Origin of the sequence: Schaalia odontolytica, assembly GCF_005696695.1 — a bacterium.
Classification (GTDB): domain Bacteria; phylum Actinomycetota; class Actinomycetes; order Actinomycetales; family Actinomycetaceae; genus Pauljensenia; species Pauljensenia odontolytica_C.
In genome coordinates this window covers 2,327,567-2,353,419 of sequence record NZ_CP040006.1, presented here as the reverse complement: position 1 = coordinate 2,353,419, position 25,853 = coordinate 2,327,567, and the positions used below count along the sequence as shown (strand labels likewise).

At 62.7% G+C, this 25,853-nt stretch carries 17 protein-coding genes; 8 read left to right on the top strand and 9 right to left on the bottom strand.

The window, feature by feature from the left end:
• The first annotated feature begins 23 nt into the window (after positions 1-23).
• Positions 24-653 carry an HAD family hydrolase gene (locus tag FBF35_RS10405; protein WP_060566051.1) on the top strand — a complete coding sequence of 210 codons (630 nt, stop codon included), beginning with the start codon at positions 24-26 and terminating at the stop codon, positions 651-653.
• A gap of 234 nt (positions 654-887) precedes the next feature.
• Here the strand turns inward: FBF35_RS10405 and FBF35_RS10400 are convergent, their stop codons facing one another.
• The 3 genes from FBF35_RS10400 to FBF35_RS10750 all read right to left on the bottom strand — a co-directional run bounded on the left by FBF35_RS10400 (position 888) and on the right by FBF35_RS10750 (position 4,668).
• A complete protein-coding gene (locus FBF35_RS10400; protein ID WP_060566050.1) occupies positions 888-1,916 on the bottom strand; it encodes a D-alanine--D-alanine ligase in 1,029 nt (342 codons plus the stop codon).
• 23 nt (positions 1,917-1,939) lie between these two features.
• Positions 1,940-3,268, bottom strand: a complete 1,329-nt coding sequence (locus FBF35_RS10395; protein WP_060566049.1) for a PLP-dependent aminotransferase family protein — start codon at positions 3,266-3,268, stop codon at positions 1,940-1,942.
• Positions 3,269-3,381: 113 nt separating this feature from the next.
• Positions 3,382-4,668 carry an ATP-binding protein gene (locus FBF35_RS10750; RefSeq protein ID WP_060566048.1) on the bottom strand — a complete coding sequence of 429 codons (1,287 nt, stop codon included), beginning with the start codon at positions 4,666-4,668 and terminating at the stop codon, positions 3,382-3,384.
• 978 nt (positions 4,669-5,646) lie between these two features.
• Here FBF35_RS10750 and FBF35_RS10380 point away from each other — a divergent pair.
• The 5 genes from FBF35_RS10380 to FBF35_RS10360 all read left to right on the top strand — a co-directional run bounded on the left by FBF35_RS10380 (position 5,647) and on the right by FBF35_RS10360 (position 12,278).
• The gene (locus tag FBF35_RS10380; protein WP_060566046.1) at positions 5,647-7,626 is read left to right on the top strand and encodes a TIGR03773 family transporter-associated surface protein; all 1,980 of its coding nucleotides are present in this window, start codon (positions 5,647-5,649) and stop codon (positions 7,624-7,626) included.
• A 71-nt stretch (positions 7,627-7,697) separates the two neighbouring features.
• A complete protein-coding gene (locus tag FBF35_RS10375; RefSeq protein WP_060566045.1) occupies positions 7,698-9,311 on the top strand; it encodes an anchored repeat ABC transporter, substrate-binding protein in 1,614 nt (537 codons plus the stop codon).
• Entirely contained in the window at positions 9,308-10,651 is a 1,344-nt protein-coding gene (locus FBF35_RS10370) for a TIGR03773 family transporter-associated surface protein (protein WP_241772519.1), read from the top strand. Before FBF35_RS10375 ends, FBF35_RS10370 begins: the two co-directional genes overlap by 4 nt.
• Entirely contained in the window at positions 10,648-11,367 is a 720-nt protein-coding gene (locus tag FBF35_RS10365; RefSeq protein ID WP_060566043.1) for an anchored repeat-type ABC transporter ATP-binding subunit, read from the top strand. The genes FBF35_RS10370 and FBF35_RS10365 overlap by 4 nt, the downstream gene beginning before the upstream one ends.
• Positions 11,364-12,278 (top strand): anchored repeat-type ABC transporter permease subunit, encoded by a 915-nt coding sequence (locus tag FBF35_RS10360; protein WP_060566042.1) that lies wholly within the window; start codon positions 11,364-11,366, stop codon positions 12,276-12,278. Before FBF35_RS10365 ends, FBF35_RS10360 begins: the two co-directional genes overlap by 4 nt.
• A gap of 167 nt (positions 12,279-12,445) precedes the next feature.
• On the opposite strand, the gene FBF35_RS10355 is transcribed toward FBF35_RS10360, so the two are convergent.
• Together FBF35_RS10355 and FBF35_RS10350 are read right to left on the bottom strand one after the other, a co-directional pair.
• Entirely contained in the window at positions 12,446-12,982 is a 537-nt protein-coding gene (locus FBF35_RS10355) for a hypothetical protein (protein WP_060566041.1), read from the bottom strand.
• A 388-nt stretch (positions 12,983-13,370) separates the two neighbouring features.
• A complete protein-coding gene (locus tag FBF35_RS10350) occupies positions 13,371-14,171 on the bottom strand; it encodes a DUF6318 family protein (RefSeq protein ID WP_060566040.1) in 801 nt (266 codons plus the stop codon).
• Positions 14,172-14,467: 296 nt separating this feature from the next.
• On the opposite strand from FBF35_RS10350, the gene FBF35_RS10345 reads away from it, so the two are divergent.
• A complete protein-coding gene (locus tag FBF35_RS10345; protein ID WP_131726616.1) occupies positions 14,468-15,388 on the top strand; it encodes a hypothetical protein in 921 nt (306 codons plus the stop codon).
• Positions 15,389-15,605: 217 nt separating this feature from the next.
• Here the strand turns inward: FBF35_RS10345 and FBF35_RS10685 are convergent, their stop codons facing one another.
• On the bottom strand, positions 15,606-15,800 hold the full coding sequence (locus FBF35_RS10685; protein WP_410060578.1) for a transposase: 195 nt from the start codon (positions 15,798-15,800) through the stop codon (positions 15,606-15,608).
• 1,001 nt (positions 15,801-16,801) lie between these two features.
• Here FBF35_RS10685 and FBF35_RS10335 point away from each other — a divergent pair.
• Positions 16,802-17,128, top strand: coding sequence for a hypothetical protein (locus FBF35_RS10335; protein WP_131726615.1), 327 nt, complete (start codon positions 16,802-16,804; stop codon positions 17,126-17,128).
• 25 nt (positions 17,129-17,153) lie between these two features.
• Here the strand turns inward: FBF35_RS10335 and FBF35_RS10330 are convergent, their stop codons facing one another.
• The 3 genes from FBF35_RS10330 to FBF35_RS10315 all read right to left on the bottom strand — a co-directional run bounded on the left by FBF35_RS10330 (position 17,154) and on the right by FBF35_RS10315 (position 25,689).
• Complete coding sequence (locus FBF35_RS10330; protein ID WP_241772518.1) at positions 17,154-17,888, bottom strand: DUF4062 domain-containing protein; 735 nt, start codon at positions 17,886-17,888, stop codon at positions 17,154-17,156.
• Positions 17,889-19,707: 1,819 nt separating this feature from the next.
• Positions 19,708-24,834, bottom strand: a complete 5,127-nt coding sequence (locus FBF35_RS10320) for a DEAD/DEAH box helicase (protein WP_060566037.1) — start codon at positions 24,832-24,834, stop codon at positions 19,708-19,710.
• Positions 24,835-24,939: 105 nt separating this feature from the next.
• Entirely contained in the window at positions 24,940-25,689 is a 750-nt protein-coding gene (locus FBF35_RS10315; protein ID WP_082632822.1) for a DeoR/GlpR family DNA-binding transcription regulator, read from the bottom strand.
• Positions 25,690-25,853 lie beyond the last annotated feature (164 nt).

Here is a 25,853-nt window from a genome sequence, read left to right as displayed (position 1 = left end):
CAGTACCAGAAGGAGCGAAAGGCATGAACGCTCAAGGCAGTTCGCGCACCGTGCTTTTCGATGTCGGAGGTGTCCTCGTGGATGCTCACCCGGACCCGCACGCTATCGCTGAGTTGTTCGGCGATGGTTCGCGAGGTCTCACGACTCTCGTCGATCAGGCGATGTGGACCCATCGCGGCGAGTATGACGCTGGGATGTCCGACCGTGAATTTTGGGACCGTATCGCCGGAGATTGCGGTCAGCCCGAGCCTTCCAGTGCTCTGTTGAAGGAACTTGTCGCGCTCGACGCGTCGCGCATGGCAACGGCAAACGAAGAAGCTCTCGATCTTGTGCGCCGTCTGCGGCGACAGGCAGTACGCCTCGGTATTCTATCCAACGCACCGTATCCCATTGCTAAGGCGATTCGTCGCTCCGAGTGGGGGAGCCTTTTCGATTTCTTCGCCTTCTCGTGCGACTACGGTATCTGCAAGCCGTCCCGCGGTATCTACCGTGACGTTCTCGTGCGCCTCGACGTACCTCACGAGGATGTCGTCTTCATCGATGACCGTCGCGAGAACGTCCGCGCGGCCGAACTCCTTGGTGTGCAGGGCATCGTCTGGCAGGGTGTTGAGGACGCAGAAACGCGTCTGAAGGAGCTCGGAGTCCTTTTCTGAGACGCTCTGTGTCAGCGAAACTCTGTTTCGTTCCGGACCGCGAAAACGACACAGAGGCGTACAGAGAACGAAATTTTGCTCGGTTCGAGCAATGCTGTTGCCTCGTGAGCAACTTTCATCGCGTGTGACTGTCGCCAGTCGGAGTGCGCGAATTCGTAGTGGACGATGTTTCACGTGAAACATGTGGGCCCGGAAGGATCATCCTCCCGGGCCCACAGCGCGTTGAATGAGCGATTACTCCTCGGTCGCCTCGGCGTCCTCTGAAATGATGACGCCGGTGCCTTCCTCGTCGATGACGTAGTCGACGCTGTGCACGTCGCGGCCACCGGCCACGAAGTCCACAATGTCGGCGCACAGCTGCGCGAAGGAGGAGTCCTCGAGCGCGTCGGCGGCCTGGGGGAGGAGCGACGTGTCCGTCATGCCGGGCGCGACGTTTGCGTCGATGAACCAGCAGGTGCCCTCGTCGTCGACCACGAAGTCCATGCGGGACAGATCGCGTAGACCCAGCGTCGTATGGGCCTCGACGGCCGCGGCCTGGAGGTCCGCGAGAATCTCGTCGGAAAGGCGTGCGGGCACGAAGTACTCGGTCTCATCGGTGGTGTAGCGGGCGTCGTAGTCATAGCGGCCACGGTCCGTCGACACCTCGACCGGGGGAAGGGCCACGGGTCCATCCCACAGATCGACGACGGAAACGGCCACGTCTCGGCCGTTGATGCGCTGCTCGACCATCAGCCGCTGTCCGTATGCGAAGGCGTCCACCATCGCACGGCGCAGGGCCTTAGCGTCCAGAGCGGTCGAAATGCCGAGCGCGGAGCCGCCGTCCGTCGGCTTGATGACGACGGGGAAGGACACCGAACCCTCGAGCGCGGAGAGCACGTGAGAGGCACCCAGCTGGCGGAAAATCGCCTGCGGAAGCGTCACCCAGCCGGGTGTCGCGAGGCCCGCAGAGCCCAGCAGAGCCTTCGCTGTGGGTTTGTTCGAGGCGAGCATGGCCTGCACCGACGACGAGCCCACAAAGGGGATTCCCACCGACTCCAGGAAGGACTGGAGGGAGCCATCCTCGCCGATCGAGCCGTGCACGAGCGGCCATACAACGTCGGGAGAGAAGGTTTCGATAGCCTCCGCAAGTGACGCGTCGACGTCGGAAATACGCACCTCGTAGCCGAACTGCGTCAGGATATTCGCGACGCGACGGCCCGAACGAACAGAGACGTCACGCTCGTGCGTCAGACCGCCGGCGATGATCAGAACTTTGGTAGCCATGGGGGTGTCTCCTCAGGTAACTCTTAGCGATCGGACCCGGCCCCGGCCTCGTTGCCCGAAGCCGTACCGAACATGTCGACGATTTCCTTCTCCGCGTTGACGACCGTCGAGAGGCGGCGCACGCCCTCGCGGATCTCCTCGGGAGTGGGGTAGCAGAAGGACAGGCGCAGGTGGTTGGAGCCCGAACCGTCGTAGAAGAACGCTGTGCCCGACACGTACGCGACCTGGGCGCGCACCGCGCGCGGCAGCATGGCCTTCGCGTCGAGGCCCTCGGGCAGGGTCACCCACGTGTAGAAGCCGCCGTCCGGCACGGTCCACGTGCACGACGGCATGTACTCCTCGAGCGAGGTCAGCATCGCGCGGCAGCGCTCCGCGTACATCGAGCGGAAGGACTTCACCTGGCCGTACCAGTCGTAGTTGCTCAGGTAGTCGGCGATCGCCATCTGGCCCACCATCGACGGGCACAGGATCGCGGATTCGAGGGCCAGGACCAGCTTCGCGCGGATCGCGTGCGGCGCGTACGCCCAGCCGATGCGGAAGCCGGGTGCGAACATCTTCGAGAACGAACCCAGGTAGACGACGCCCTCGGGGCTGTACGAGGCGATGGCCGGCAGTGGATCGTTGTGGAAGCCGAGCAGGCCGTAGGGGTTGTCCTCGACGATCAGAACGTGCTCGCGCAGGCAGATCTCGGCGATGATCGGGCGGCGTTCGGCGGACAGCGTCACGCCCGCGGGGTTGTGGTAGTTCGGAATGATGTAGATGAACTTGATCGTGCGGCCCGAGGCGCGCACGTCGCGGATCGTCTCCACCAGGGCCTCGGGAATGATGCCGTTCTCATCCATGGGAACGTGCACGATGTCCGCCTGGCGCGCGCGGAACACGCCCAGAGCGCCGACGTAGGAGGGGGCCTCGGCGAGGATGACGTCGCCGGGGTTCACGAAGAGTTCCGTGACGAGGTCGAGTGCCTGCTGGCTGCCCGTCGTCACCACGACGTCGTCTGGGTCAGCGCCGACGATGCCGTCATATGCCATGACCTCGGTGATGCGCTCGCGCAGCACCTCCCAGCCCTGGCCGCTGCCGTACTGCATGGCCTGCGCGCCGTGGTTGCGGATGAGCTTCTCCGCGGACGCCGCGAGCCTATCGAGGGGCAGGTCCTTCAGGTTCGGCATGCCGCCTGCGAGGGAGACGACCTCGGGGCGCGACACGACGGAGAACAGAGCTCGAATCTCGGATGCGCGCAGGTTGTGTGCGCGGTCTGCGTAGACGTCGTACCAGGGGTCGAGGCGGTTTCCCTGCGCGGGCGTGCGCCCGGGCGAGGCCGGGGTGCCGCCGTTGGTCGAAGGCTGAGTCAAGGCATGCCATCCTTTGCATGAAGGTACATAGAACCGTATAGGTCAAGTGTGCCACTTTCCTGGCCATACGGGGTAACGGGGCCGGTGGTTGGGCAGATGTTTCACGTGAAACATTAGGGCTCGATACACGCATAAGGGAGTACAAACAGACCGTCGTCGCGTTGGTACGCGAACTCTCCATGACCCACGATGAAACCAAGAAAAGCGGGCTCGGAAGTCCGGGCCATAGGGTTACCGGTCATGAGCGCATGAAACCTCCGAAGGCGTTCCACGGCGCGCTCGGTAATACCCATCGACGATAGTTTGACCTCGAACGCGCCCCAGCGGCCGTCAGCGAGTTCGATGATGAAGTCAACCTCGAGACCTTTGTCGTCACGGTAGTAGGCGATGGAGTTTCCGACACCAGGAAGTGTGTCGGTGAACGTGAGGAGATCACGGCAGACGAGAGTTTCAAACAATCCGCCGAGAGTCTGAGTATCGCGCAGCAGCTTGCTGGGGGATAGACCGAGCATGGCTGCAGGTAGCGAGGGATCGACGAAGTAGCGCTTGGGCTTGATACGAACTCGTTTCTTTCCTCGAGCTGCGGGTTCCCATCCGGGCACATCTTCGAGTAGGTACATTGCGCGGAGGTCGTCGAGGTAGGCCCTAATCGTGTGACGCGACTTTTCTTCACCTTCGCTGCCCATATCCTTTGCCAGGGTGCTCATTGTCGGAGCTTGCGCAAGATTCATACTGAGAGCGCGTAACAGTGACCGTGTAGTGTCTGGAGATCGGCGCAGTTGAGGCATGTTTACCTCAATGAGGTTGCGTAGGTACTGTGCCGGAGTTTCCAACGCATCTTCGTCATCGAGATCAAGAATCGACGGCCATCCTCCTCGGCAACACCAACGCGCAACGCTTTCGATAGAGCTTTCGCATCGTTGCGAAGTGATTCCCTTGCCGTCAAAAAGATCGCGGAGGCTTACGCCTCCGGGAGTCGCTCCGGCCTCGTATGAGGTCATTGGCCGCATGTGAACGCGAGCAATGCGCCCTGCGCCGCTGTGCCTGATTGTTTCAATATCGTGTGGTGCGGATGAACCTGTGAGGATGAACTGTCCTCGTTCACCCGCGGACGAATCGATACGAGAACGAACCATATCCCAGATCTGAGGCACCTCCTGCCACTCGTCAATGAGGTGTGGGCGCTCGCCAGAGAGGACAAGTTCGGGGGAGGACTGAGCGGCTAATAGCGTCGATGGGTCAGTGAGCAAGTCAGCGCTGCCAGCATGTGCAAGTGAGGTCCAGGTCTTTCCACACCATTTGGGCCCGGCGATTTCAACAGCGCCGAAGGATCGCAGCAGTTGGTCGATACGCCGGTCGATTGCTCGAGGGCGGTAGTTGTCCGGACGTACAGCTTGCATCTGAACCTCCTATGATCAGCAAATATGTAGAGAATTATACATTTTCCACCAATCTTGGTATACATTTTCCACCCAAAAGACAGGGCATTTTCCACCCATGTAACTGTCGCGCCCACCGGTACCGCGCCGAGGGTCCGCGACGCAGGTGGACCTCGTGGTGTCCTCTACATGGGCGTACCCCCGTGGTGCGTTGGCCGAGGGAGAAGTGGGGGAGCGGTGCTGCGTGCATGCGGCGGTATGCAAAAAGTCCGCAGCCCCTGCGGGTCTGCGGACTTGCGTGGAACTCCGGCGTGGCCGGAATTCGCTCAGTGGCGGTCGGCCTTCACCAGGTGCTTGGTGTCGGCGAGCTCGTTGAGCTGATCGATGTGGGCCTGGGCAACCATGACGTCGATGGTCGAGAACATGAGTGAACTCCTTGTGGGATCGTATTGTGTATTGATTCCCTGCTTGACGAGGCCGAGGATCACCCGGTCTGTAACGAGGAGTGCCAACGCGGGTAGCGTCGGCGCGACCCTGCGTTTCAAACAAGAAAAGCGCCAGACCAGCTTGGCAGCTCTGTCAGGCGCTTGATGGTTATAGTTTATCCCTCCCAAAAAGCTCAATCAACCGTTCGGCCAGTAATTTAGATCGCATCAAAAACCAAGCAATTGCAAAGCAAAGTGGCTACGTGCACACCACCTGCGCAAACGTGCGCACGCCGTCACAATTCGTCTGTTGTGTCGGCTCTGCTCGTCTACAGATCACAAAAATTCGGGAATCTTGATGCTGTTTCGTGCAGGTTCATGAAATGCCTGTGTGTGGCCCTGGCCTCCGAGGGGCATGACGACATCTATTGAGGTGGGGGAGCGGTGCTCCATCAGTATTTGGGTCGCTATCGACGGTTTCGGGCGCTAGAACTTTGCGCGGCGTGGGCCACGGGCATAGAATGATAACGATTCTCATTCATATACACGTGCGAAGCACCTAGAGGACCCCCTCATGAACCCCACGAAGTACCGGAACCCGGGCCGCGCAGCTGCCCGGGCTTTCGCTGCAATGGCCCTCGCGGCCACCTCCTTCCTCGTGCCCGGAGCGGCACACGCCGCCGACGAGGCCACCGCCGACACCACGGACGCGGTAACGACAGAGGAGGCCACCACCGCCGAGGCCGACACCGCGAACGCAGCAACGGCCTCGTCCGAGGCCGACGCTTCCGCCTGCGCAGTCATGCGCACCGCCCCCGCCGGCACCACGGCCACCCTGGACCGCGGCCACGCCGACATCTTCGACCTGACCTCCGATGCCTCCGGCGCACTCTCCCTGCGCATCAAGGAGGACGCGACGGGTTCCGGCGTCATGCGCGAGCCCGAACAGACGCTGCTGGCCGTCAACAAGTCCACCCTCACCCAGATCCCCGCCTCCGTCAGCCAGGCGACCGGCGCTCCCGCCGCCGCGTACCTGCTTGGCCAGTCCGGCGACAACCAGGCCACCGTCCTGTGGCCCGGCTGGGACACCCTGGGCGTCACGGCCGGCGGCTACGACGCCGCGCGCTTCCACATCTCCTACACGGGTCCCGCCAACGGCCGCATCTACGCCTTCACCTCCAGCTTCACCGAGGGCACCAAGGCGGTCACCAATGACGGCAGCTTCGACCTGGCCCCCGAGGGCGACGACATCGACCAGCCCTACGCCGCCCACAAGCACGTCAACTGGCTCTTCACGCGTGCCGGCCGCTACACGCTGACCGTCCAGGCCAGCGCGTGGACCCCCGGGAACACCGGCGCCGCCAACGCCCAGTCCGCGGCCCACACGTACACGATCGACGTCGCCGACGAGGCCTCGTGCCTCGCCGAGTCCGGATCGGCCCCCTCGACCGACCAGGCGCAGCCCGCCCCCGCCCCCGGCGTGGGCCCCGGCTCCGTGAGCTCCACGAACAACCAGGCCGCCCAGGACCAGGGCGAGGGCGGTGCCACGGGAACCCCCAGTGCCCCGGCCCCCGCCGCGACCTCGGGAACGACCGGCACCACCGGCACGACGACCGGCGCGAACCCCGCCCTCTCCTCGGGCGCCCGCACCACATCCGGCACGACCGGCGGTGAGCGCTGCGTCGCCACCCGCATCACCCGCGAGGCCACAGAGGCCGAGGCCGCCACCCTGGCCTCGAACAACGCCCCCGCGAACACCGCGCGCACCACGCTGACCGTGAGCGTCGGCGACGGCGCCTCCGGTAACGCGACCGACGGCCACTTCGACCTGGGCCCCGCCATCGAAAACGGCACCCTCGTCGCCCGCGTCAAGGACGACCGCAGCCAGCCCGCCCAGTGGGTCGACCCCTCGTCCCTGACCTTCGCCCTCGGTGACGCCGCGCGCATCACCGCGCCCGCTGACCTCGGCTTCGTTGCCACCCCCGGCTCGAGCGTCTGGCTGATCCCCTCCACCCAGATTGCGGGCGTGCCGTGGCTGGGCCTGAACTCCCAGCGCGAAGAGATCGTCACCGGCACGACCGGCCCCGTCCAGTTCACCCTCGACGCCGTTGAGGGCCCCGGACGCGTCGCCGTCTTCAACGCGGGCGCGCTCGGCTCCGGCGTCGGCGAGCACGTCTTCGACGGCCCGGGCACCGGCTACACGCTCGGCGCCAATACGCACGCCCACCAGAACTGGGTGTTCACCGCGCCCGGCACCTACACGCTGACCATCACCATGCGCGTCACCCCCAACGGCGCGGCGCTCGCGGGCAGCGGCTTCGGCTCGGGCGGCGACCTCACGGCTACCGGCGCGACCGGCCCCAACGGGCGACCCATGGTCTCCCAGGTCGTCGGCCGCACCGCGTCCGGCAAGGACTGCGACCTCTCCCTGGCCACCACCGGCGCCGACACCATCCCGCTGACCGTCGTCTCCCTGACGTGGGCGCTCACGGGCGCGGCCTGCGTGTGGGTGGGTGCGATCGGACGTCGCCGCAACCTGCGCGCAACGCTGTGACCCCTCATTCACGAGGCCGACTCTCCTTCATCCCCCGCCTCCCCTTTCGTGGGTGGCGGGGGAGTGGGTGTGTGCTCGCTGCCTCGACGTTAGCGCTCACGGCGACCCTGGCCGGCTGCGCGCCCGCGCCCAACCCCTCCAGCGACGGTGAACTGCGCGTCGTCGCCACGACCGGCATCCTCGCCGACCTCGTGCGCAACGTTGCCGGAGACCGCGTCCACGTGACCCAGATGGTGCCCAACGGTGCAGACCCGCACTCGTGGGAGCCCTCCCTGCGCACCATCCGCGATGTTGCCTACGCGGACGTCGCCTTCTCCAACTACCTCATGCTCGAGGAGCACGCCCTCATCCGTGCTCTCGACTCCAACCTGCCCGCTGGCTCGCGCTCCGTCTCCGTCGCCGAGGAGGCCGCCAAGAACGGCGCCACCATCCTTCCCCTCGTCGAAGACCGCGCGCTTGACACCCCGTGGCTCGGCATGCGCGTGTGGGGCGACGGCGCCGACATGGGAGCCACCCGCGCCTCACAGATCGACCTGACGACCACCGGCGTCGACGGGCCCGGCCAGGCCGCCGCCTACCTCACCACGTCGTTCGGGCAGCCGGAGATCGCCTTCGCGACCTCGGACGGCTTCAACGCCGCAGGCGGATACGACACCGACACCGCGCAGCTGCCCGCCGACGCCCACCAGCACATGAGCTGGGCGTTCACCGCCCCCGGCGTGTACCGCGTCCACTTCCGCGCCAACCTGCGCACCACCCCCGGCGCCACGCCGGTGGGCGTCGGGGAAGGCACCGCCGTCTTCGCCGTCGGCACCCCGCCCGAGGAGGTCGCCTCCGCCGAAGGCCGCCGTGTCCTCTCCGCAGGCCATGCCGACATCACCGTCAACCTCACCACCAAGCGCGTCGAACTCGCCTCCGACGCCGGAGCACTCAGCGGGGACGAGGCCTCGGCCCCCTGCGTGGGCGCATCCAGCGCGGCGGCGGCCGTCGCCTCGACCATGGAATGCACCGACCTCGACCAGGTCGTCATCGAAGTGCCCACCCGCGCCCTCACGACGATCCCCGGGGAGGCCTCGTTCCGCTTCATCGGCGAGCCCGGTGCGAACGTGTACATGCTCCCGCAGGCCGTCCTCGGCAAGCACGTCCACGGCGACATCGACCCCCACCTGTGGCACGACGTCCACAACGCCCAAGCGTACGTGCGTGTCATCCGCGACTCGCTGATCTCCGTCGACCCCGACGGCGAAGCCACCTACCGGGCCAACGCAGCCGCCTACCTGACGCGCCTCGACGAACTCGACGCCACCGTCGCCTCGACCATCGCGTCCATCCCCGAGGAGCGCCGCAAACTCGTCACCACCAACGACGCGTACGCGTACCTGGCCAACGCCTACGGGCTCACTGTCGCCGGCTTCGTCGCACCCAACCCCAGCGTCGAACCCTCCATCGCCGACCGCATCAAACTCCAGGCCACCCTGTCCGACTCCTCGATCCCCGCGGTGTTCCTCGAACCCAACCTGGCGCGCACACGCTCCACCCTGCGCACCGCCGCCACCGACGCGGGCGTGGACATCTGCCCCCTGTACGGCGACACCCTCGACGACCAAGCACCCACCTACATCGACATGATGGAACACAACGCCCGCTCACTGGCACGCTGCCTGGGCGGCAAGGAGATGCCATGAAATCCTTCTCTTCTCGCCCGACTTCCGGCCGAGGCGTCGCCCGCCGGCTCTTTGCCTGCGAGGACGGCCGCCGGCTCTACGCCCCGGTGGCGGCGGCCCGCCCGCGAGATCGCCACACGCGAGCTTCGCTCGGAGTGGTCGATCTCGAAGCCCGGCCAGGCCCCGCCGCCGCCCCCGGGGCTAGCCGGAGGCCTTTCTGCAAGCCCAGCCAGGCCCTGTCGTCGCCCACGGGACCGAGCGGGTGTCCTGCCAGCACCTCGTCGCGCTTCGCGCGCCTTGGCATGTCTCTGAGCGCTCTGCTTGTGTCGGCGTTCCTCGTCATCGTGGGTGCGCCCTCTTCTTTTGCTGACCCGAGTCCCGACCCCGACCTCGCGCAGAGCGTTGCCGCGCACGAGGAGTGGTCGAATGAGGCCAGCGAGATCAGCGTTGGGCACGTCGACCTCGGCCCCCGACTGATCGACGGGCAGTGGCGGGCCGGACTGCGCCACGACGCCGAGACCGGCGCCGTGTGGCGTGACCCCAACCAGACCGTCCTGCGGGTCAATGATGCGGCCATCATGACCGCGCCCGACTCCGACGATTACCCGTTCCTGGCCGACGTTGCCGGCAAGCCCGTGTACGTCGTTCCCCAGACGCAGAACCCTGGCGTCGTGTGGCTCGGCTGGAACACGCAGGACCCCGCCGTCACCGCCACCATCGACCGCGGCCTCACCATGCGCGTCGGCCCCGTGTCCGGCCCCGGCCGCGCGTGGCTGTTCCTGCAGTCCGGCACCTTTGGCAAGCCCCTCCTGCTCGCCGACTCGGGCGCGGCACCCGGCGACGTGTGGATCGACTCGGGCACGCACGTGCACGCCAACTGGGCGTTCTCCGCGCCCGGCACCTACACGGCGACCGTGACCTTCCTCGGCACGACCACCGCTGGTGAGGCCGTCAGCGCTTCCACGACCCTACGCTTCGCCGTCGGTGACGCCGCCTCCGCGTCCGAGGCCCTGGCCATGGCCGCGCCCGCCGTTGCTGATTCCGCTTCGGCGGGGGCGTCCGCTTCTTCCTCTGGCGCCGCGCCCGCTGCTTCCGGGGCCGCCCCCGCGTCCTCTTCCTCCGCTTCGGGTGCCGCGCCGGGCGGGCTGCCCGACTGGGCCTTCCTCGCGATCATCGCTGTCGCCGCGGCGTCCCTCCTCGTGATCGGCGCCCTCGTGGTGGCGCGCTCGCGCCGCAGCCGCGCCGAACAGGCCGCCGCCATCGCCGAGGCCGACTCCATCCTCGCGCCCCTGCCCACCGCCCGCGGTGAGGGCTCGGGCGAGCGCGGCCCCGGCCTCGACGATCGGGGAGGGGAGCAGTGAGCCAGCTGCGCGTCACCGGAGTGGGCGCGTCCTTGGGCGGGCGCAGTGTCCTCGAGGGCGTCGACCTGGAGGTCGAGGCAGGGGAGCTCGTCGGCCTCATCGGACCCAACGGCGCCGGAAAGACCACGCTGATCCGCTCGATCCTGGGCTTGATTCCCTCCAGTGGGCGCGTCGAGACCGACGGCGCGATCGGGTACGTGCCGCAGCGGCACGAGTTCGCGTGGGACTTCCCGATCAGCGTGCGCGACGCCGTCCTCCAGGCCGTCACCGTGCGACGAGGCCTGCTCGGGCGCGCACGGACCCCGCACTTCCGCGCGGTCGAGGAGGCCCTGTCCCTCGTGGGCATGCGCGACCTCGCCAAGCGCCCCATCGGCGAGCTGTCCGGTGGGCAGCGCCAGCGCGTCCTCGTCGCCCGGGCACTCGCGATCCGGCCCGCTGTGCTGCTCCTCGACGAGCCTTTCACCGGCCTCGACATGCCCACGCAGGAGATGCTCATGGACCTGTTCCGCGCGCTCGCGGACGGGGGGCGTGCCCTCCTTATGACCACGCACGACCTCATCGGCGCGCGCGCCGGCTGCGACCGCCTGTACCTGCTGCGGCGCACGATCGTCGCCTCCGGGCGGCCCGAGGAGCTGGCCGACGCCGACCCGTGGATCCGCGCCTTCGACGTGCGACCCGACAACCCGATCCTTGACGCCCTAGGAGTGCGCGCATGAGCACCGTGATCCACGCGGCCGGGGGTGGTCTCGCCGCGGCGGCGGACTTCCTGAGCCCCTACGACTTCTTCCGCGACCTGACGAATCCCGCGCTGGCGTTCCTGCCGCGCGCGCTGCTCATCGCGGTCGTCGCCGCGCTCGTGTGCGGCAGCGTCGGCGTGCACGTCGTCCTGCGCGGCATGGCGTTCATCGGCGACGCCGTCGCGCACTCCGTGTTCCCCGGCCTGGCGATCGCCTTCGTGTGCGGCGGGTCCCTGGTGTTCGGCGGGGCGCTCGCGGGCGTCGTGACCGCCGTGCTCGTGGCCTTGTTGGCGCAGAATCGGCGGCTCAAGGAGGACTCCGTCATTGGCGTGCTCTTCGTCGGCGCTTTTGCGCTCGGCGTCGCGATCATTGCGCGGGCGCCCGGGTATGCGGGCAGCCTGCAGGACTTCCTGTTCGGGTCGATCACGGGCATCCCGGCGTCGGATGTGCCCGTGGTGCTGGCTGGCGCGTTGTTCGTGTTGCTCATGCTGTTCCTGGCGCACCGGCCCATCGTCGCCGTGACCCTGGACCGCGAGAGCGCCCGGGCGGCGGGCGTGCACGTGCTGCTGGCCGACCTGTCTCTGTATGTTGCCGTGGCCCTGGCCGTCGTTATCTCCGTGCAGACGATCGGCAACGTCCTGGTGCTGGCCCTCCTCGTGACCCCCGCGGCCACCGCGCGGCTCCTGTGCGACCGTCTGGGGACCATGATGATCCTGTCACCCGTGCTCGGGGCTTCCGGGGGCCTGGTGGGCCTGTACCTGTCGTGGGCGCTGGACGTGCCCACGGGCGCCACGATCGTCCTCGTGCTGACCGCCTGCTTCGTGCTCGCCTGGCTCTTCGCGCCGAGGCACGGCCTCCTCGCGCGGACATTGCGCGAGAGGCAGGGGTGACTGTCTGGGCCTGGGGTGTTCGCATACCTGAGCTGGTGGGGCTGACTGCCGTCCCGTCTCTCCGAACCCTGTTTCGCTTCTAATCGCGCCGATCGTCGGCGACTGTTTCACGTGAAACACTGACGTTGAGGCCCCAGCCCACGATGGTGGGCTGGGGCCTCAGTGCTTTAGTGGCCTTGTTTTTCTTCTGAAGTGTCGGTGTTGTTGACGATGAGTTGGTCGAGCTTGAATGGGCCGGTCGTTTCCGTGGTGGTGACCAAGCCGTTGATGGTCTGAGTGTCACCGGTGAAGGGGTTGGTGGCCGTGCCCGCCCAGGTCGTGGTCAGTGTGATGGTGCGCGTTGCGGAGGGGTAAGGCCCATCCAGGAAGGACTTCCACCCGTTCGGCGCCTTGTAGTAGTGACGGATCAGGGCGGGGTCAGTGTTGGGGTCCATGCCTTCTTGCCAGGGCATCCCCGGCGAGGTCGTGGTCAGATCCGGGGTCCCGTCACCCCAGCTCCACGTGTAGGACGTGGCTGTGAATGTCACGGTGACCTCGCGGCCGAACATCGTCACTACGTGTGTTTGCGTGGGGCGCGTAGCCGAGACGATCGTCGGGATGTACTTATTCGTGTAGGACACACCCTCGGGCCGCTTGTAGAGACCGGCGCCGTCGGCGTGGATGACGGCAGTGGCTAGGTAGAGGAGGTCTCGTGTCGAGGGCACGCGGCCTGGGTCTTGATTGGAGTCTCCCTCAGGGTCTGACGGGAGTGGGCAGTTATCGACAGTATCGTCGTCGGAGACCGTGGGGCTGTTGGGAGCTCTATTGACGTACACGTTCTTACAGCGTGCCGCGTCTTCGTATGTCTGCGCAGCAGGGCTCGTGTCGAACAAGTTTGTGAGTCTAGGGATATCGTCAGCCGGTTTATGATTTCCGAAAGGGGTGCCGGGATCAGGTTCGTTGTCACCGAGTAGCCCCTGAATTACTGCGTTTTCGCCTTCGGTGTAATTGTTTAGTTGCACGTCAGCTTCGCCAAACGCCCATCCCGCACTGGGAATGAAAGTAAGACAAAGACATACGGCTAGAGTATAGATGGCCCTAGACGTATAGGGTTTATTCTTTCTCATCACCGGCAAATCTTCCCTGCGTTTCAACCCACTGTCCGTCGCGCCATGTCATGATCAGGGTCAACGTGGATTTATACCTCGAGGTGGCGGTGTGCACTTTCGTCTTGGTGCAGTACGTTCCGTCGTATGAATCGACACGATATTTCACAACGATAGAACCTTCGGGAATATCTTTGCCGTTTGCTTCAATCGGCTCAACGCGAAGGATATGTGTGATGTTCGATTCCATTCCGTATGTCCATCCACTGCCATATCGTTCGTTAATGTCTCGGACAATAGCCGATGCAAACTGTGATGATGGGGAGGACATATCCGCGAATGGTTGAGTGTCTCCGGTGTTCCACGCGTAAACAAGCAGCGCGAGGTAGTGTTCCGCCGCGGCTTCGGCGCCGCGTTCGGTGTTTTCCTTGGCTTCTTCGGGCAGCTCCGGCTTGGTGTAGGTGTCTGCCGCGTACTCGGCGGGTCGCACGAGGACGCCGTCGGGGCCGATCTCGTAGCCGCCTGACATCGGAGGTTCACTGGATGCTGATGGTGCGGGCGCGGGGTGCACGGTGGGTGTTGCGGCGGCACTGGGATGATCGTTCCACGAGCCGATGCTCGCACCCAGTGTGTAGGCACCAACAGCTGCCATAGCCACCAGTACGGTGAGTCCGATACCCATTGCCCACGGGCGTAGTGCTGCTCTCCTGTCTGCTAGGGAGCTCTTCTTGCGGCGTGACGTCGGGTCGAGGAAGGCGTGCTCTTCTTCCTCGGTGACGGGTTGCTCGGATAGGGGTGGGACCTTCATGGTGTGTGTGCCTCCACGGTGAGGTGTCCTCCGGCGCGCCCCCACCCTTGGGGGTGCGTCCTTTCTCATCAGGGTACGCGCAGAACCGACACGAAACACCAAGAATGCTGCGCAACCATCACGCAAATCCTCCCATCCAAACTCTCAGAAACGCACAATTGTGCGTTGGGGTTGGGCTTCTTGTTTTGGCCCTGGAAATGTCCTTGCAGAGCAGTGAGTACAAGCCTGGTGTTTGACGCCCGTACGCAGATGTATATGGCTGACCTTACTCTCTGCTTGACAGTCAGATGCTGTCGATGAAGACCGCGATCGATAAGAAAGGAAAGACCGTGTCTTGGATTGTTGAACTTGTGATTGGCGTTGTGTCAGGCGTTGTCTCCGGGATCATTCTTGCGAAACTGGTCCCGGATGGCTCAATGGCTCCGGAACCTACAGCATCAGGACGAGGCGCCGTAACCCAACAGGTGATGGCAGCGAATGGTGATGTCGCCATGGTTGCCGGCGATCGAAACTATACGCATATTGGTGACGACAACTCGACACATGTGACTGTCGCCGGTGAGAGCAGGTCGGCGAGGGCCGATAGCGATGGGGACATGTGGCTGATGATTGGCCTTGGCTTTGCTGCCTTCGTCGTCATTGCTATCTTCCTCATGAGGTACTACGAGATTCTGGTGGGTATCCTCGTCATCACTTCCGTGTTCTTGATGACGATGTCATTGCTGACTACAGGCCTATCGTTGCGGAGTAGGCACGTGTCGAAGCCTCTTCGCTCCTCCATCGTTGCAAGTATCTTCGCGGTTACCTCTGCCTACGCGACCTACTGGTCGTCCTTCACCTTGTCCACAGGAAAGTCCGGACTGTCGATGCCGGATCTAAGCCGAATGCTGTCTGAAGCTGCCGGGGATGAGAAGCTGGTACCGTTCGCCGATGCCTTCCATCTCCTCAGTGCTGAACAAGCCTTCCCCTATGTTTCAGTGGCCTTCATGGCGATGCTCGTGACGGCTGTGCTCTGCTTCTTTGCTCTTGCGATGATGATTCGAGAGTTCCTAGAGCGCCGACTTGCCACGCGCCGTGCGGGCGGAGTCACTACCTGGTTTGTTGATCATCTTCCCGTTCCGGGCTGGCACTACATCCTGGGTGCCCTGCTGCTTGCCTGCGTGCCAGCGCTGATCGTCGTGCTCTTCCGCTACGTGCAGCCAACCTGGCTCAGCTAGTGCCAATCCCAATCATGGTGCCGCCTCCGCGCGGATGTCCGCGCGGAGGCAATATTGTCTCGTAGGGGTAGGAGACCAAAGATCTTGGAACACTGGATCGTTATGGTCTGGTTATTCTGCCCAGGACTGTTGTGTGCTATTCGGGGCTCTTGATAATTGGGGTGTAGTTGGGTTCTGAATCCTCCTGTTTCGAGGAGTGCTCGGGTGATGTGGCTCTTCATAGTTGGGTGTGGGTGGAGGCGTCTAAGCCTCTTGCGATGAGGGGCATTCGGAGTTGGTAGTTGGTCGGGTTGCGGTAGCCTCTGGCGTTTCGTATGCCTAGTTCTAGGATTCTATTGGTGGCTTCCGTGGGTCCGTTGTTTGCTCGGTCGGTGTCGAAGTAGGCCGAGAACGCCTTTTTTCGTCGCCCCAAGGTTTACCCTTTGGCGAGCAAGCTCGGGGACGGGGCAGTCTGGTAAACCTCGGCCTTGCTGATCGTAACAGTAGGCGACTTGGACACTGATGTGCGCCTCATCGGCATGGAAGGCATTGGAGGCGCTGGTGGCGTCTTAGAGTTGGTAATCGATGGCGTGTGTGCTGCCCGTGGAAGGGGTCCAGTGTCATGAGCTGGATGCCGGAGCGAAACTGCTCGCCGCGCTTGGCCAGCCAGTTCTTGTACATGGTTCCAGACCTGCCTGGGACCAGGTCCAGCAAGTGGGCTGCGGTGTGGTCTCTCCTCGGGTGAGTTTTGATACCGGTGAGCCTATGGGGCCGCGTTGGCGTCTGTTCTGGTGGTGCTACACGTGTTCATCCACCCCTAGAGCCCGCACGCCTGCGAAACGGTCGGGATGATCGGCCGCAGCTTGGAAGAGGGATTTGATTTAGGACCACACGGTGTTACGCCCGTGCTTAGCTGGCGGGCCAGATATGCGATGGTGGCTCCCAAAAAGCGCAACTGACGGATCGCTCACCGAATTGCCCGCACATCTACACGCGTCTTGAGGGCACACACGCGCATATTGTGCTCCACGAACGTCACCGTCTGACAGGCGTTTTCGCGGCAGCACCAGCGCCGTATTGTCCCGCCTAACCCGCGTCCGCGTCCCGGCCCACGGCGCGTCAATCATCTCCACCTACACTCGTTTATGGCCCTGTGCAATTACCCCACACTCAGGACATCCCACCACCTGGTTGCACGACTCAGTATCCTGCACCATGATCCCTTGGCAGTGCGCTGCACCTGTGAGGTGGAAACCCTCCATCCCAACGAGCAGATCAAACCGCTTGCACCGGTCAAGCGAAGCAGAACAACATCAGGCAGGGTAAGACACCACTTGGGTCCTTGGAGAAGGCGGGGATTGAAGCCCGCTCATCATCAAGAAACTCAACCTCTATCTGTAACCCCCGACCAACACCTGTCACCCACACCCAACTATGAAGACGCCTCAGTTGCCCCTGAAGTGGATGACCAACATCCTCACCGACGACGTGTACCACGTCGTCACCGGCCGCTCAACGATCAACTCTGACATTCTCGGTAACTGCTACCAAGAGTTCATTTCTTATGGCGGAGGAGACGGCTCTGGTCTCGTTGTCGTACTCGCTCCTGAGCACGCTACAAGACTCATGGCTGAGATGGTCGATGTCCATGCCACCGACTACCTTCTCGAAGCTATCCTGCCAGGCTTGCTACAAAGTTGGTGGCTCGTGTTCGCTGGCTGCCTGGGTGGTTCAAATCGGAAGCCGCTGGTTGAGTGCTGATTGCAGGGACGAAGCTTGCGTAGCCCTACTGAAAGTCGAAGCGTTCTGTCTTGTGATCTTCGTTTTCATCCCAGCTAATGATCAGCTGGAGCCTGCCACCAGTCCCCAGTGTTAGGTCGAAATTGAGCTTCCAGGTCACATTAGGATCGAGTCGAATTGGCTGTTCTGGCGTGACAAGAAAAATTGGACCTGAAGTGGCTTCTGCTCTAAATGTTACGTTTTCGGCAGCGGAATCTCCGATGTTCGTGACCTCTAGCCAGTGCTTCGTTGTGTATTTCGCTCTGCCTCGCGAGTCTGTTTCTTTGAGCTGCTGGCTTTGCTTCGACTGGACGCGAAACTGTGCTCCGCGTTTTTTTGCTGGAGTCAAAACTTGCCCGCCGTCAACAAGTTCTGAGACGTCTAGCTCGATTGCTTGCCAGACCTTATGTTCTAGCTGACTCGGGTTTGCGAATGTCGCAAGGAGTCCTCTTTCGCTGATCTCTTCACGAAAAGAACGAAGAGCGCTCAGCTGCTCAACGTCCACGTCATTTGGATGAGGGGCTTCAGAAAAATAGAGATGTACGTGTTTCCCGTGTTCTACGGATCGTTCGATCTCTTCTACGGTTCCTGAGATTGCTTCAGGCGTCGGAGTTCCGAGCCTGCTACCGAATAGGGCAATGACTATGTCTGCCTTATCAACCCCCTGCTCATTGACAAATACTTGGGGATGCTTGCCGAGCTTGGGAACTGACGATGTTTCCCATCTCCACGGCAGTAGCATGACATTCTTCGTGGCTGAGTTGGCCTCATTCCACGAGTGAAGTGCTCTTTCAACTGCATCACGCGATTCGGGGACGTCAGACGGAGACGCTATCGCTACCCGGAGTACTGTTGCAGAAAAAGCCATACTGCAAGGATAGCCTCAACACAGGGCAGTGTCATAGGCTGTGAGCAATTTGTGTGGTACTAATGCTGTTGGGTGGGTGGTTGTGAACTGTCGTCTGATGTGCAGTGTTTGGAATCGTGTGGTGATCATGGCGGGCTTGGAGGTGGGCCTCTCCTAGGGTTCGTATCGCTCGTTGGGTTGGGCCTATCCCCTCGGTGGAATGCCGCTAGGTCGCCCGCCATGCAGGTCCTGACGGCGTGTATCAGGCCGAGAAAGCCCTGAGCGTGGCACTAGCCGCGAGGATCGCCCAAGATGTGGCTTCGGGACCGTGATATGGCTCTTCGCCGATGTGTTATCTCTGATTTGTCGCAGGGGCGCACGCCCCGCCAGGGCAGATCGACGTCTGAGTGCTGAGGTGTGTGGCACAGTGGTTCCTACGGACAATTCTCCCGACGCCCACGGTTGCGATTAGCCGTGAGGCGATCGAACCTGGATCTACGCCCAACCCAAGTAGACGTTGATCGATCACAGCATTTGCTTGCCCTCCGCGTGGTGGATCTGCAAGATAGACCGAGCGGGTGATTTTTCGCCACCGATGATTGAAACGTGATTAATCGATTGAGGTGCGCCAACATTGCCTACCGAAGAATCATGGGCACCTCGAAGGTGACCTCACGTATCAGCCGAGATGGGGCTATTGCGCAGACAATCCTGGTCGAGGCAGCCATCCGCTACCTGATTTATGGTGGTTCTGCCTCTCGGGCGGAGGGTCGACCAAGTCTGTGACGCGTTCACCCGCCGTATTCACCCCACTCCCCAACGGTGCGAGGCAACTGACACGGGGGCCAAGGGGACGAGAAATGACCCACCACCAGCGCCTCATCCTAGGCATTGGCGTAGACGTGTTCTTCGCTGACCCCCACAGTCTTTGAGAAACGGGACTAACGAAAACACCAACCGACTCTTCCGTCACTACCTGCCCAAACGAACCCCATCACCACCCACCAACCCTACCTCGAAGCCATCGTCAATGAACTGAACAACTGCCCCAGACGCACCCTCAAAGGGTTCAACCAGCTCATTGCTATCACACATTGACACTGCCCTGATATCGAGCAATGGGAAGGTATGAGCAGGTGCCACAAGCGTAGTCGATAACAGTCGATAGTTTTTGGAATTGTGTACTCAGTTCTGCGCAGAGTGATGCTGAGTCGATATGTGACGGTTCATCCTGCGGCTCCGTGCCGTATCTAAATTCGGTGCTCTATTTATCTGCTTGGTGGAGAAGAATTAATGCAGTTTCAACTCCTTTGGGGAACCTATCCATGAAGTCAAATGAATTATATTCTCGTTTGAATTCGTTAAAGAGCTTCATTAAATTGTGTCCGATATCAGTAACGTAGTCAATTGGTGACATGTAGTTGAATGCTACTTCCGGATCTGCAACAAAGTGCTCTATTCTAAGTTTTTTTGAGAACTATTATTCCATCTTTGAGTGATAATTCGAAGGCGTGGCGCATTAGGAATAGATAAGGTAGAAGGAAAGTGTCGGATGTAGCTTGTCCGTCGAACTTGCTGGAAATGACTACTGTGGATTCATAATGCGCTTCTGATAACTCGCCCAGGCGGTATACTTGGTTATGCATCACGAGGGATTTTGGATCGGTGCGCGGGTGCCGTTTGAATAGTGCAATAGGCTGGTTACCTTGTGCTTTCATTGGTCTGCCCCTTCCGGAATCTCCAACGCGGGCAGCGTCGCCAGGAGCTCCTGGGTTCGCATCGAGACGGTCACCAGGCGCTTGATCAGGTCTACGACCGCGTCGGGGCGGCCCTGCTCGCGCAGGAAGTCGTTCGGGTCGTTGACGATGCCCGACGCCTTGTCCGTCTTGACGTGGTAGCGGTCGATGATCCACTCGAGCGGGCTGCGGCCCGAAATTGAATAGCCCTGCGCCTCTGCGGGAATGCCCGTCAGGGTCACGTAGTCGTTGTACTCCAAGCGCGTAAAGTCCTTATCGCGGCGCCCCAGCTTCGGGAAACGCATCTTGCGCTCACCGATCCGGTAGCGCTCCCACGGGTCGGCAGGCGCGTGCAAGCTCGCCTCCTCCTGCACCGACGGATACGGCTCCACCCGCTCGTAGTTCACGTGCAGGTCCGCCAGCTCGCGGCCCACACTCGCATACGTGTGGAAACCCGCCGCACGAGGAATATGCGGCAGCATCTTCTTCAAATCATCCTCGTAGCGCTCCCGATACTCCGGGTGATGCAGCAGCGCGTACACGTAGAAGAAAATGTCCTCCTTCGTGATCCCCGCATCCCCGTAGTGCTCCCGGTACGAGGCTAGCGTCGCGTCCGTGACGTTATCGACGCGGCGATAGCCGTCCAGGATCACCGGGATCTGGTCGCCGATCGGCCGCGAGAAATCAAGTGACGAGGCCGTGGCCACCCCATCCGCCTGGCTCTCCGAGGAGGTTGCCAGGTCCGCGAACAGGTCCGGCTCGCCACCGGAGGTGGGGGAGAGGGGCTCCCAGGTGTAGAGGGGGAATGTCTGCGCATCTCCCACAAGATGCAGGTCGGGGAGAAAGTCGGTCATTAGCGGACCAATTTTTGTAATATCCCCTCTGGAGACTACGAAGGATAGATTTCTGTGTGCAATTGTAGGGAAGAGTTGCGGAAGCTGATATGTTCTATTGTTCATTTCCCTTGAGAAATATACATGTTGTATACAGAAGGGACGATACATGCTCACGCGTAGCGCTGCGTGCTCGTAATGGTGAATCTTCTGGCTGTTGAGGTCTCGAAGCAGTCGATCATTCCAATTAATTTGCGTGGCATCCGTGGTTGCGTTTGCGCTCGTACGTTTGGCTTTAACATGTGAATTGTAATTGTCGATCATGCGGTGCATGTTCGAGGACACAGCCGTACCTGAGAAGTTGTAGCACCATGCATCACGGTTTGTTCCCAATCCAAGTGAGAATTGTTGGAAAATGCCTGGAGAAGCCATCTTTCCCTTGAGGGCTTGATTGCCGATTTCTTGGAAGGTAGCAAAATGCTCGTCGCGTGTACTGATCCAGTCGCCGTGCTCGTTCGGCGTGATGGTGCGGAATGCATCTGTTCCGCTGATCCCCTCAATGGATCCGTAGTTGGTGATCTGGTCGAGCTTCTCCTGCCGCGTCGCGTAGTCCTCCGCCTCCGCGTAGAAGATCTCGGCGGTGCTGGAGTGGGTGGGGTCCTTCACTAGGATGGTGATGGCTACACCCGTGCGAGAACCAGACTCGAAAACGTTTCCGCCTTCGCGTCGCCGGCGCTCACCGGATGTTCGTGCGTTCCCCTTCATGTCGTAGACGAAGATTTGGGAGAACTCATCCTGCAGTGTAAGACGCACACCGTCTGTGCTGTTCGCATCGAGGAAGGAGCTGTTGGAGACGAAGGCGATGACGCCCCGCGCCCCGATTCGGTCCGACGCCCAGCGCAGGGCGCGGAAGTAGGAATCGTAGAGCTTGGTCATCAGGCCAGCTCCAGATTGGCGGACGTACGTTTCTTCGATTCTCTCGTCCAGACGGGGGTACTTGAGATTCTTGTTCTTGTCGTTCTCTTCCTTTTGGCCCGCTGAGTACGGCGGGTTCATCACGATCACCGTGATTGCGGAATCCTTCTCCGCCTTCGCGCGCTCGTTGTTGGCGGCCAGGCCCTCGAAGTCCTCGGTGATCGTGCCGTCGCCCTCGTGGAGCTGGAAGGTGTCCGTCAGGGTCATGCCGGGGAACTCGACGTAGCCCTCGTCCACGCCCTGTTCGGCGCGCACCTGGTGGTAGACCTGCTCGATGTTGATTGACGCGATGTAGTAGGAGAGCAGCACGAACTCGTTCGCGAAGATCTCGTTCTTATACTTGCGTTCCAGGGCCTCGGGCGGGATGACGCCCAGTTGCAACAGGCGCGCCACGAAGGTGCCGGTTCCGGCGAAAGGCTCGATGATAGCCACGCCCGGATCCCCCAGACTCTGGCCAAACGCCGTGCGCATTGCATCATCCGCGCTGCGGATAATGAAGTCGACGACCTCGACGGGCGTGAAGACGATGCCCAGGCGCTCGCTCATGCGTGGGAAGGCCTGGGAGAAGAAGCGGTCGTAGAGCGTGCGCATGATCTCCTGCTTGCCCGCCAGGGTGTGCACGGCCTCGATGCGCTCGACCATCGCCCGATAGAAGGAATCCAGCTCGCGGCGCTCGTTTTCGAACATCGAGTGCGACGCCAGCATCTCCACGATCGTGTTCATCGCGCGGCTCACCGGGTTCTGCTTCGAGAACGAATGATCCGGGAACATCGCGTCAAACAGCGGCGCGGTGAGAATGTGCTGGGCCAGCATCTCCACCGCCGACTCGTTGTCCACGGCTGGGTTTAGGGTTGCGCGCAGCGCGTTCACGAACTCCTGGAACGCGTCCTGGCGCTCCGGATCCTCCAGCAGGCGATCGATGAGGTGAATGTAGCGGTCCGCCACGGTCGCGATGTCCTTGGACCAGTCCTCCCAGTACAGGGACGAGCCCACCTTCTTCACGATCCGGCCGAACACCGACTCCTTCCAATCCGAGGGAAGAAGCGTCAGCTGACCCTGGATGCCCTGGGCCACGCCGTCCGCTCCGGAACCCGAGGACCCGGCCCCGGCCTCGTCCCCATCGGGTGCACTGCCCCCGAGCGGATCGTCCTGCTTCTTCGCCTTCTCGAGGGAGACCTGCTCGACGATGATGTTCTCCGGCCCCTGGCCGTTGAGCTCCATCGAGTTGATCGCCGCGTCCAGGCGCTCGTCGTGGGCGCGCAGGGCCTTGAGGACCTGCCATACGACCTGGAAGCGCTTGTTGTCGTCCAGCGCGCGCTCCGGCGCCATGCCCACCGGCACGGCCACGGGCAAGATGATGTAACCGAAATCCTTGCCCTCCGCGCGGCGCATCACGCGGCCCACCGCCTGGATGACATCCACCTGCGACTTGCGCGGCGACAGGAAGAGCACCGCGTCCAGCGTGGGCACGTCCACGCCCTCGCTCAGGCAGCGCGCGTTCGTCAGGATGCGGCACACCGGGACCTCGTCCGTGCCCGCGCCCTCGGTCAGCCAATCCATTTCGCGTGCACGCACCGCGGCGTTCATCGTGCCGTCCACGTGGCGGCACTCGACCTGCAGGTTATCCGACGCGTCATCGTTGCTGAGGTCGCTCAGGCCAAAGGGGCCGTTTACCAGGTCCGGGAACTGTGTGGCCACCGCCTTCGAGGCCTTGATGTCCTTGCAGAAGGCCACGGCGCGGCGCATCGGCGCACGATCCTCGCCGTAGTCCACGTCCGAGCCGCGATTCTTGCGCTTAGCCAGCGCGTTCCAGCAGCCCGTCAGCTTCGCGGCCGTGTCCAGGTTCAGCTCGCCGCCCATCTCGGCGATCGCCTGATAGTGCTGCGACACCTCCTCCTCACTGACCGTCAGGATGATGACCTTGTAGTCCGTCAGCAGGTTCTCCTTCACCGCCTGGCCGAAGCCCAGGCGGAAGAACACCGGACCGTAGGTCTCCTGGTCGTCCATCGAAGTCAGGATCGCGTCCTTCTCCGACGCCCTATTCTTCGCGTTCTCCGCGAAAATACGCGGCGTTGCCGTCATGTAGAGGGTCTTCGCACGGCGGATGAACTCGTCGCTGTGGATCTTCGTGAACGCGCTCTCGTCCTCGCCCGTCAGCGTCGCACCCGTCGTGCGGTGGGCCTCGTCGCAGATGATCAGGTCGAAATCGCGCCACTCATCGCCCGCGATCTCCTGCGCGCGGTGAATGACCTCGATCGACTGGTACGTCGCGAAGACGACCTGCAGTCCCTCCGTCGTGTTATTCGCATTCAGGGAGTCCGCGAGGCGCTGGCCGTCTGTCGTCGCCGGGATCGGCAGGTCCACCGCCGACTCCTCGGCCGTGTCGTTACGCGCCGACGAGGACACCTTCGTATCCGAACACACCGCCCACGCCGTGAACGCGCCATCGGCCTCGGCCGCCCAATCGTCCAGCGTCTGCTTGAGAAGCGCGAGCGAGGGGACAGCGAACAGGATCCGGGCGGTGCCGCCCTCCTTCTCCACGAACTCGCGCGCGATCGTGAGCGCCGTGAACGTCTTACCCGTGCCGCACGCCATGACCATCGTGCCGCGGTCGTGCTCCTCGAAGCCCGATATCACCGCGCTGCGCGCACGCACCTGATGGTCGCGCGGAACCTTGCGCTCGCGGGTCTTCGGCGCCTGCGTCGAACCCAGCGAATACGTGCGCCAATCAATGTCCGAATCGCGCAGATCTGCCAGTGTGATGCGGGAAACCGGGATCTGCTGGCCCTCGATCGCGTCCTGCGCGTTCTTGCCCCACGGCGCGCCCGACGTGTCCACGACGATGCGGCGACCGAACGGCTCCTTGCCCGACGCCGACAGGAACGAGTCAATGTCCGCCTTCTGAATGCGATGACCCAGCGCGTAGAACTTGCACTGGATGGCGACCGGGCCTGCGTTTTCGTCGACCGGGATCGCCACCAGGTCAATACCCGTGTCGCCTGTGCGGCGCTCGGGCCACTCGCTCCACAGGTAGATTTCCTTGAACTGGTGCGCGAAACGCGCATCGTGGAGCAGGAACTGACGCGTCAGCTCCTCAAACAGCGTGCCCTTCTCGCGCTCGCTCTTCGCGCGCGCACGGTACTCATCCAGCAGGGCATCGAGCGCTGACTTCGAGGAGGCGTTTGGGGAGGTGGGGGTGGCTTCATCTGACAAACGTTCCCGGCCGTGGTGGGTCTCGGTGGAATCCGCTTCCATACCGGGCAGAGCCATGAAGTCGTCGTCGCGCGCAGCAGTCATGCGACCAAGAATAGCGGGTAATCTACGACACACAAGCTAGTTGGGTGCCGTGGTGTGGCTACAAGGGGATTGCTGCGTTATAGCACCGTGGTGCGGCGCCCCCAACTAACTCTGCGCGACCTCAGCCCGGATGAGGGGGATCGGGTAGGCCGCCGCCGAGATGGGGGAGAGGAACGAGTCCGTGATGCCCGCCGTGAACGCGTCGATGCCGAGGACCTTGTACAGGGCGTTGCGGCCGAACTTCGTCGAATCCGCGACGAAGTAGGCCGTCGACGCGATCGAGCGGACCTTCTGCTGCAGCTCGATCGAGTAGCCGGTGGACGCGTAAATGCCGTCCTCCATCACCGAATTCGCGCCGAAAACAGCCGTGTTCACGCGGATGTGCTCCAGCTGATCGATGGCGGTGGGCCCCCACATGTGGGTCCGGTTCGGCAGCAGCTCGCCGCCCACGAACACCAGGTTCAGGGAAGGCTTCTTCAAAATCTCGAGACCTACCAGCAGATCGTGCGTCACGACGGTCACGCGGCGCGCGTCGAGGGCCCGAGCCACCTCGAGGCACGTCGACCCCGAATCGATGAACACGGACTGGCCGTCCAGGATGCGCTCCGCCATGGCGGGGCCGATCGCACGCTTCTCCGCGCGGTTCGGGGAATCCTGCAGGAACTCCTCGGTGTCCTCGTCCTGGGGGATCGGGATCGCGCCACCGTGGGTACGGCGCACGAGGCCGGCCTCGGCCAGGTGCTCCAGGTCCCTGCGGATGGTTGACACGTTCACGTCGAGAGCCTCTGCCAACGAGGACACGGTCTCGAAGCCGGTTGCCTCAATCATGGAGACAATGGTGTCTTGCCGGGTCACGATGGTTCCTTCTGCTGGCTATGGTCTACGCGGGGTGCGGCTAGGGGAAAAATGATGCTCGCAATAGTGCATCGTGATCGCCGCCCGCTTGACACTGTACCGAACTTTCGGCGCGAATGTGCGCGATACCGCGCAACGAGGGCATTTGCCTAAATCGCCAGTCC

Bases quoted from the DNA above. Each gene is read 5' to 3' on its own strand.
- FBF35_RS10405 (WP_060566051.1), top strand. From the start codon at position 24: ATGAACGCTCAAGGCAGTTCGCGCACCGTGCTTTTCGATGTCGGAGGT.
- FBF35_RS10400 (WP_060566050.1), bottom strand. From the start codon at position 1,916: ATGGCTACCAAAGTTCTGATCATCGCCGGCGGTCTGACGCACGAGCGT.
- FBF35_RS10750 (WP_060566048.1), bottom strand. From the start codon at position 4,668: ATGCAAGCTGTACGTCCGGACAACTACCGCCCTCGAGCAATCGACCGG.
- FBF35_RS10380 (WP_060566046.1), top strand. From the start codon at position 5,647: ATGAACCCCACGAAGTACCGGAACCCGGGCCGCGCAGCTGCCCGGGCT.
- FBF35_RS10370 (WP_241772519.1), top strand. From the start codon at position 9,308: ATGAAATCCTTCTCTTCTCGCCCGACTTCCGGCCGAGGCGTCGCCCGC.
- FBF35_RS10360 (WP_060566042.1), top strand. From the start codon at position 11,364: ATGAGCACCGTGATCCACGCGGCCGGGGGTGGTCTCGCCGCGGCGGCG.
- FBF35_RS10350 (WP_060566040.1), bottom strand. From the start codon at position 14,171: ATGAAGGTCCCACCCCTATCCGAGCAACCCGTCACCGAGGAAGAAGAG.
- FBF35_RS10345 (WP_131726616.1), top strand. From the start codon at position 14,468: ATGAAGACCGCGATCGATAAGAAAGGAAAGACCGTGTCTTGGATTGTT.
- FBF35_RS10335 (WP_131726615.1), top strand. From the start codon at position 16,802: ATGAAGACGCCTCAGTTGCCCCTGAAGTGGATGACCAACATCCTCACC.
- FBF35_RS10330 (WP_241772518.1), bottom strand. From the start codon at position 17,888: ATGCTACTGCCGTGGAGATGGGAAACATCGTCAGTTCCCAAGCTCGGC.
- FBF35_RS10320 (WP_060566037.1), bottom strand. From the start codon at position 24,834: ATGACTGCTGCGCGCGACGACGACTTCATGGCTCTGCCCGGTATGGAA.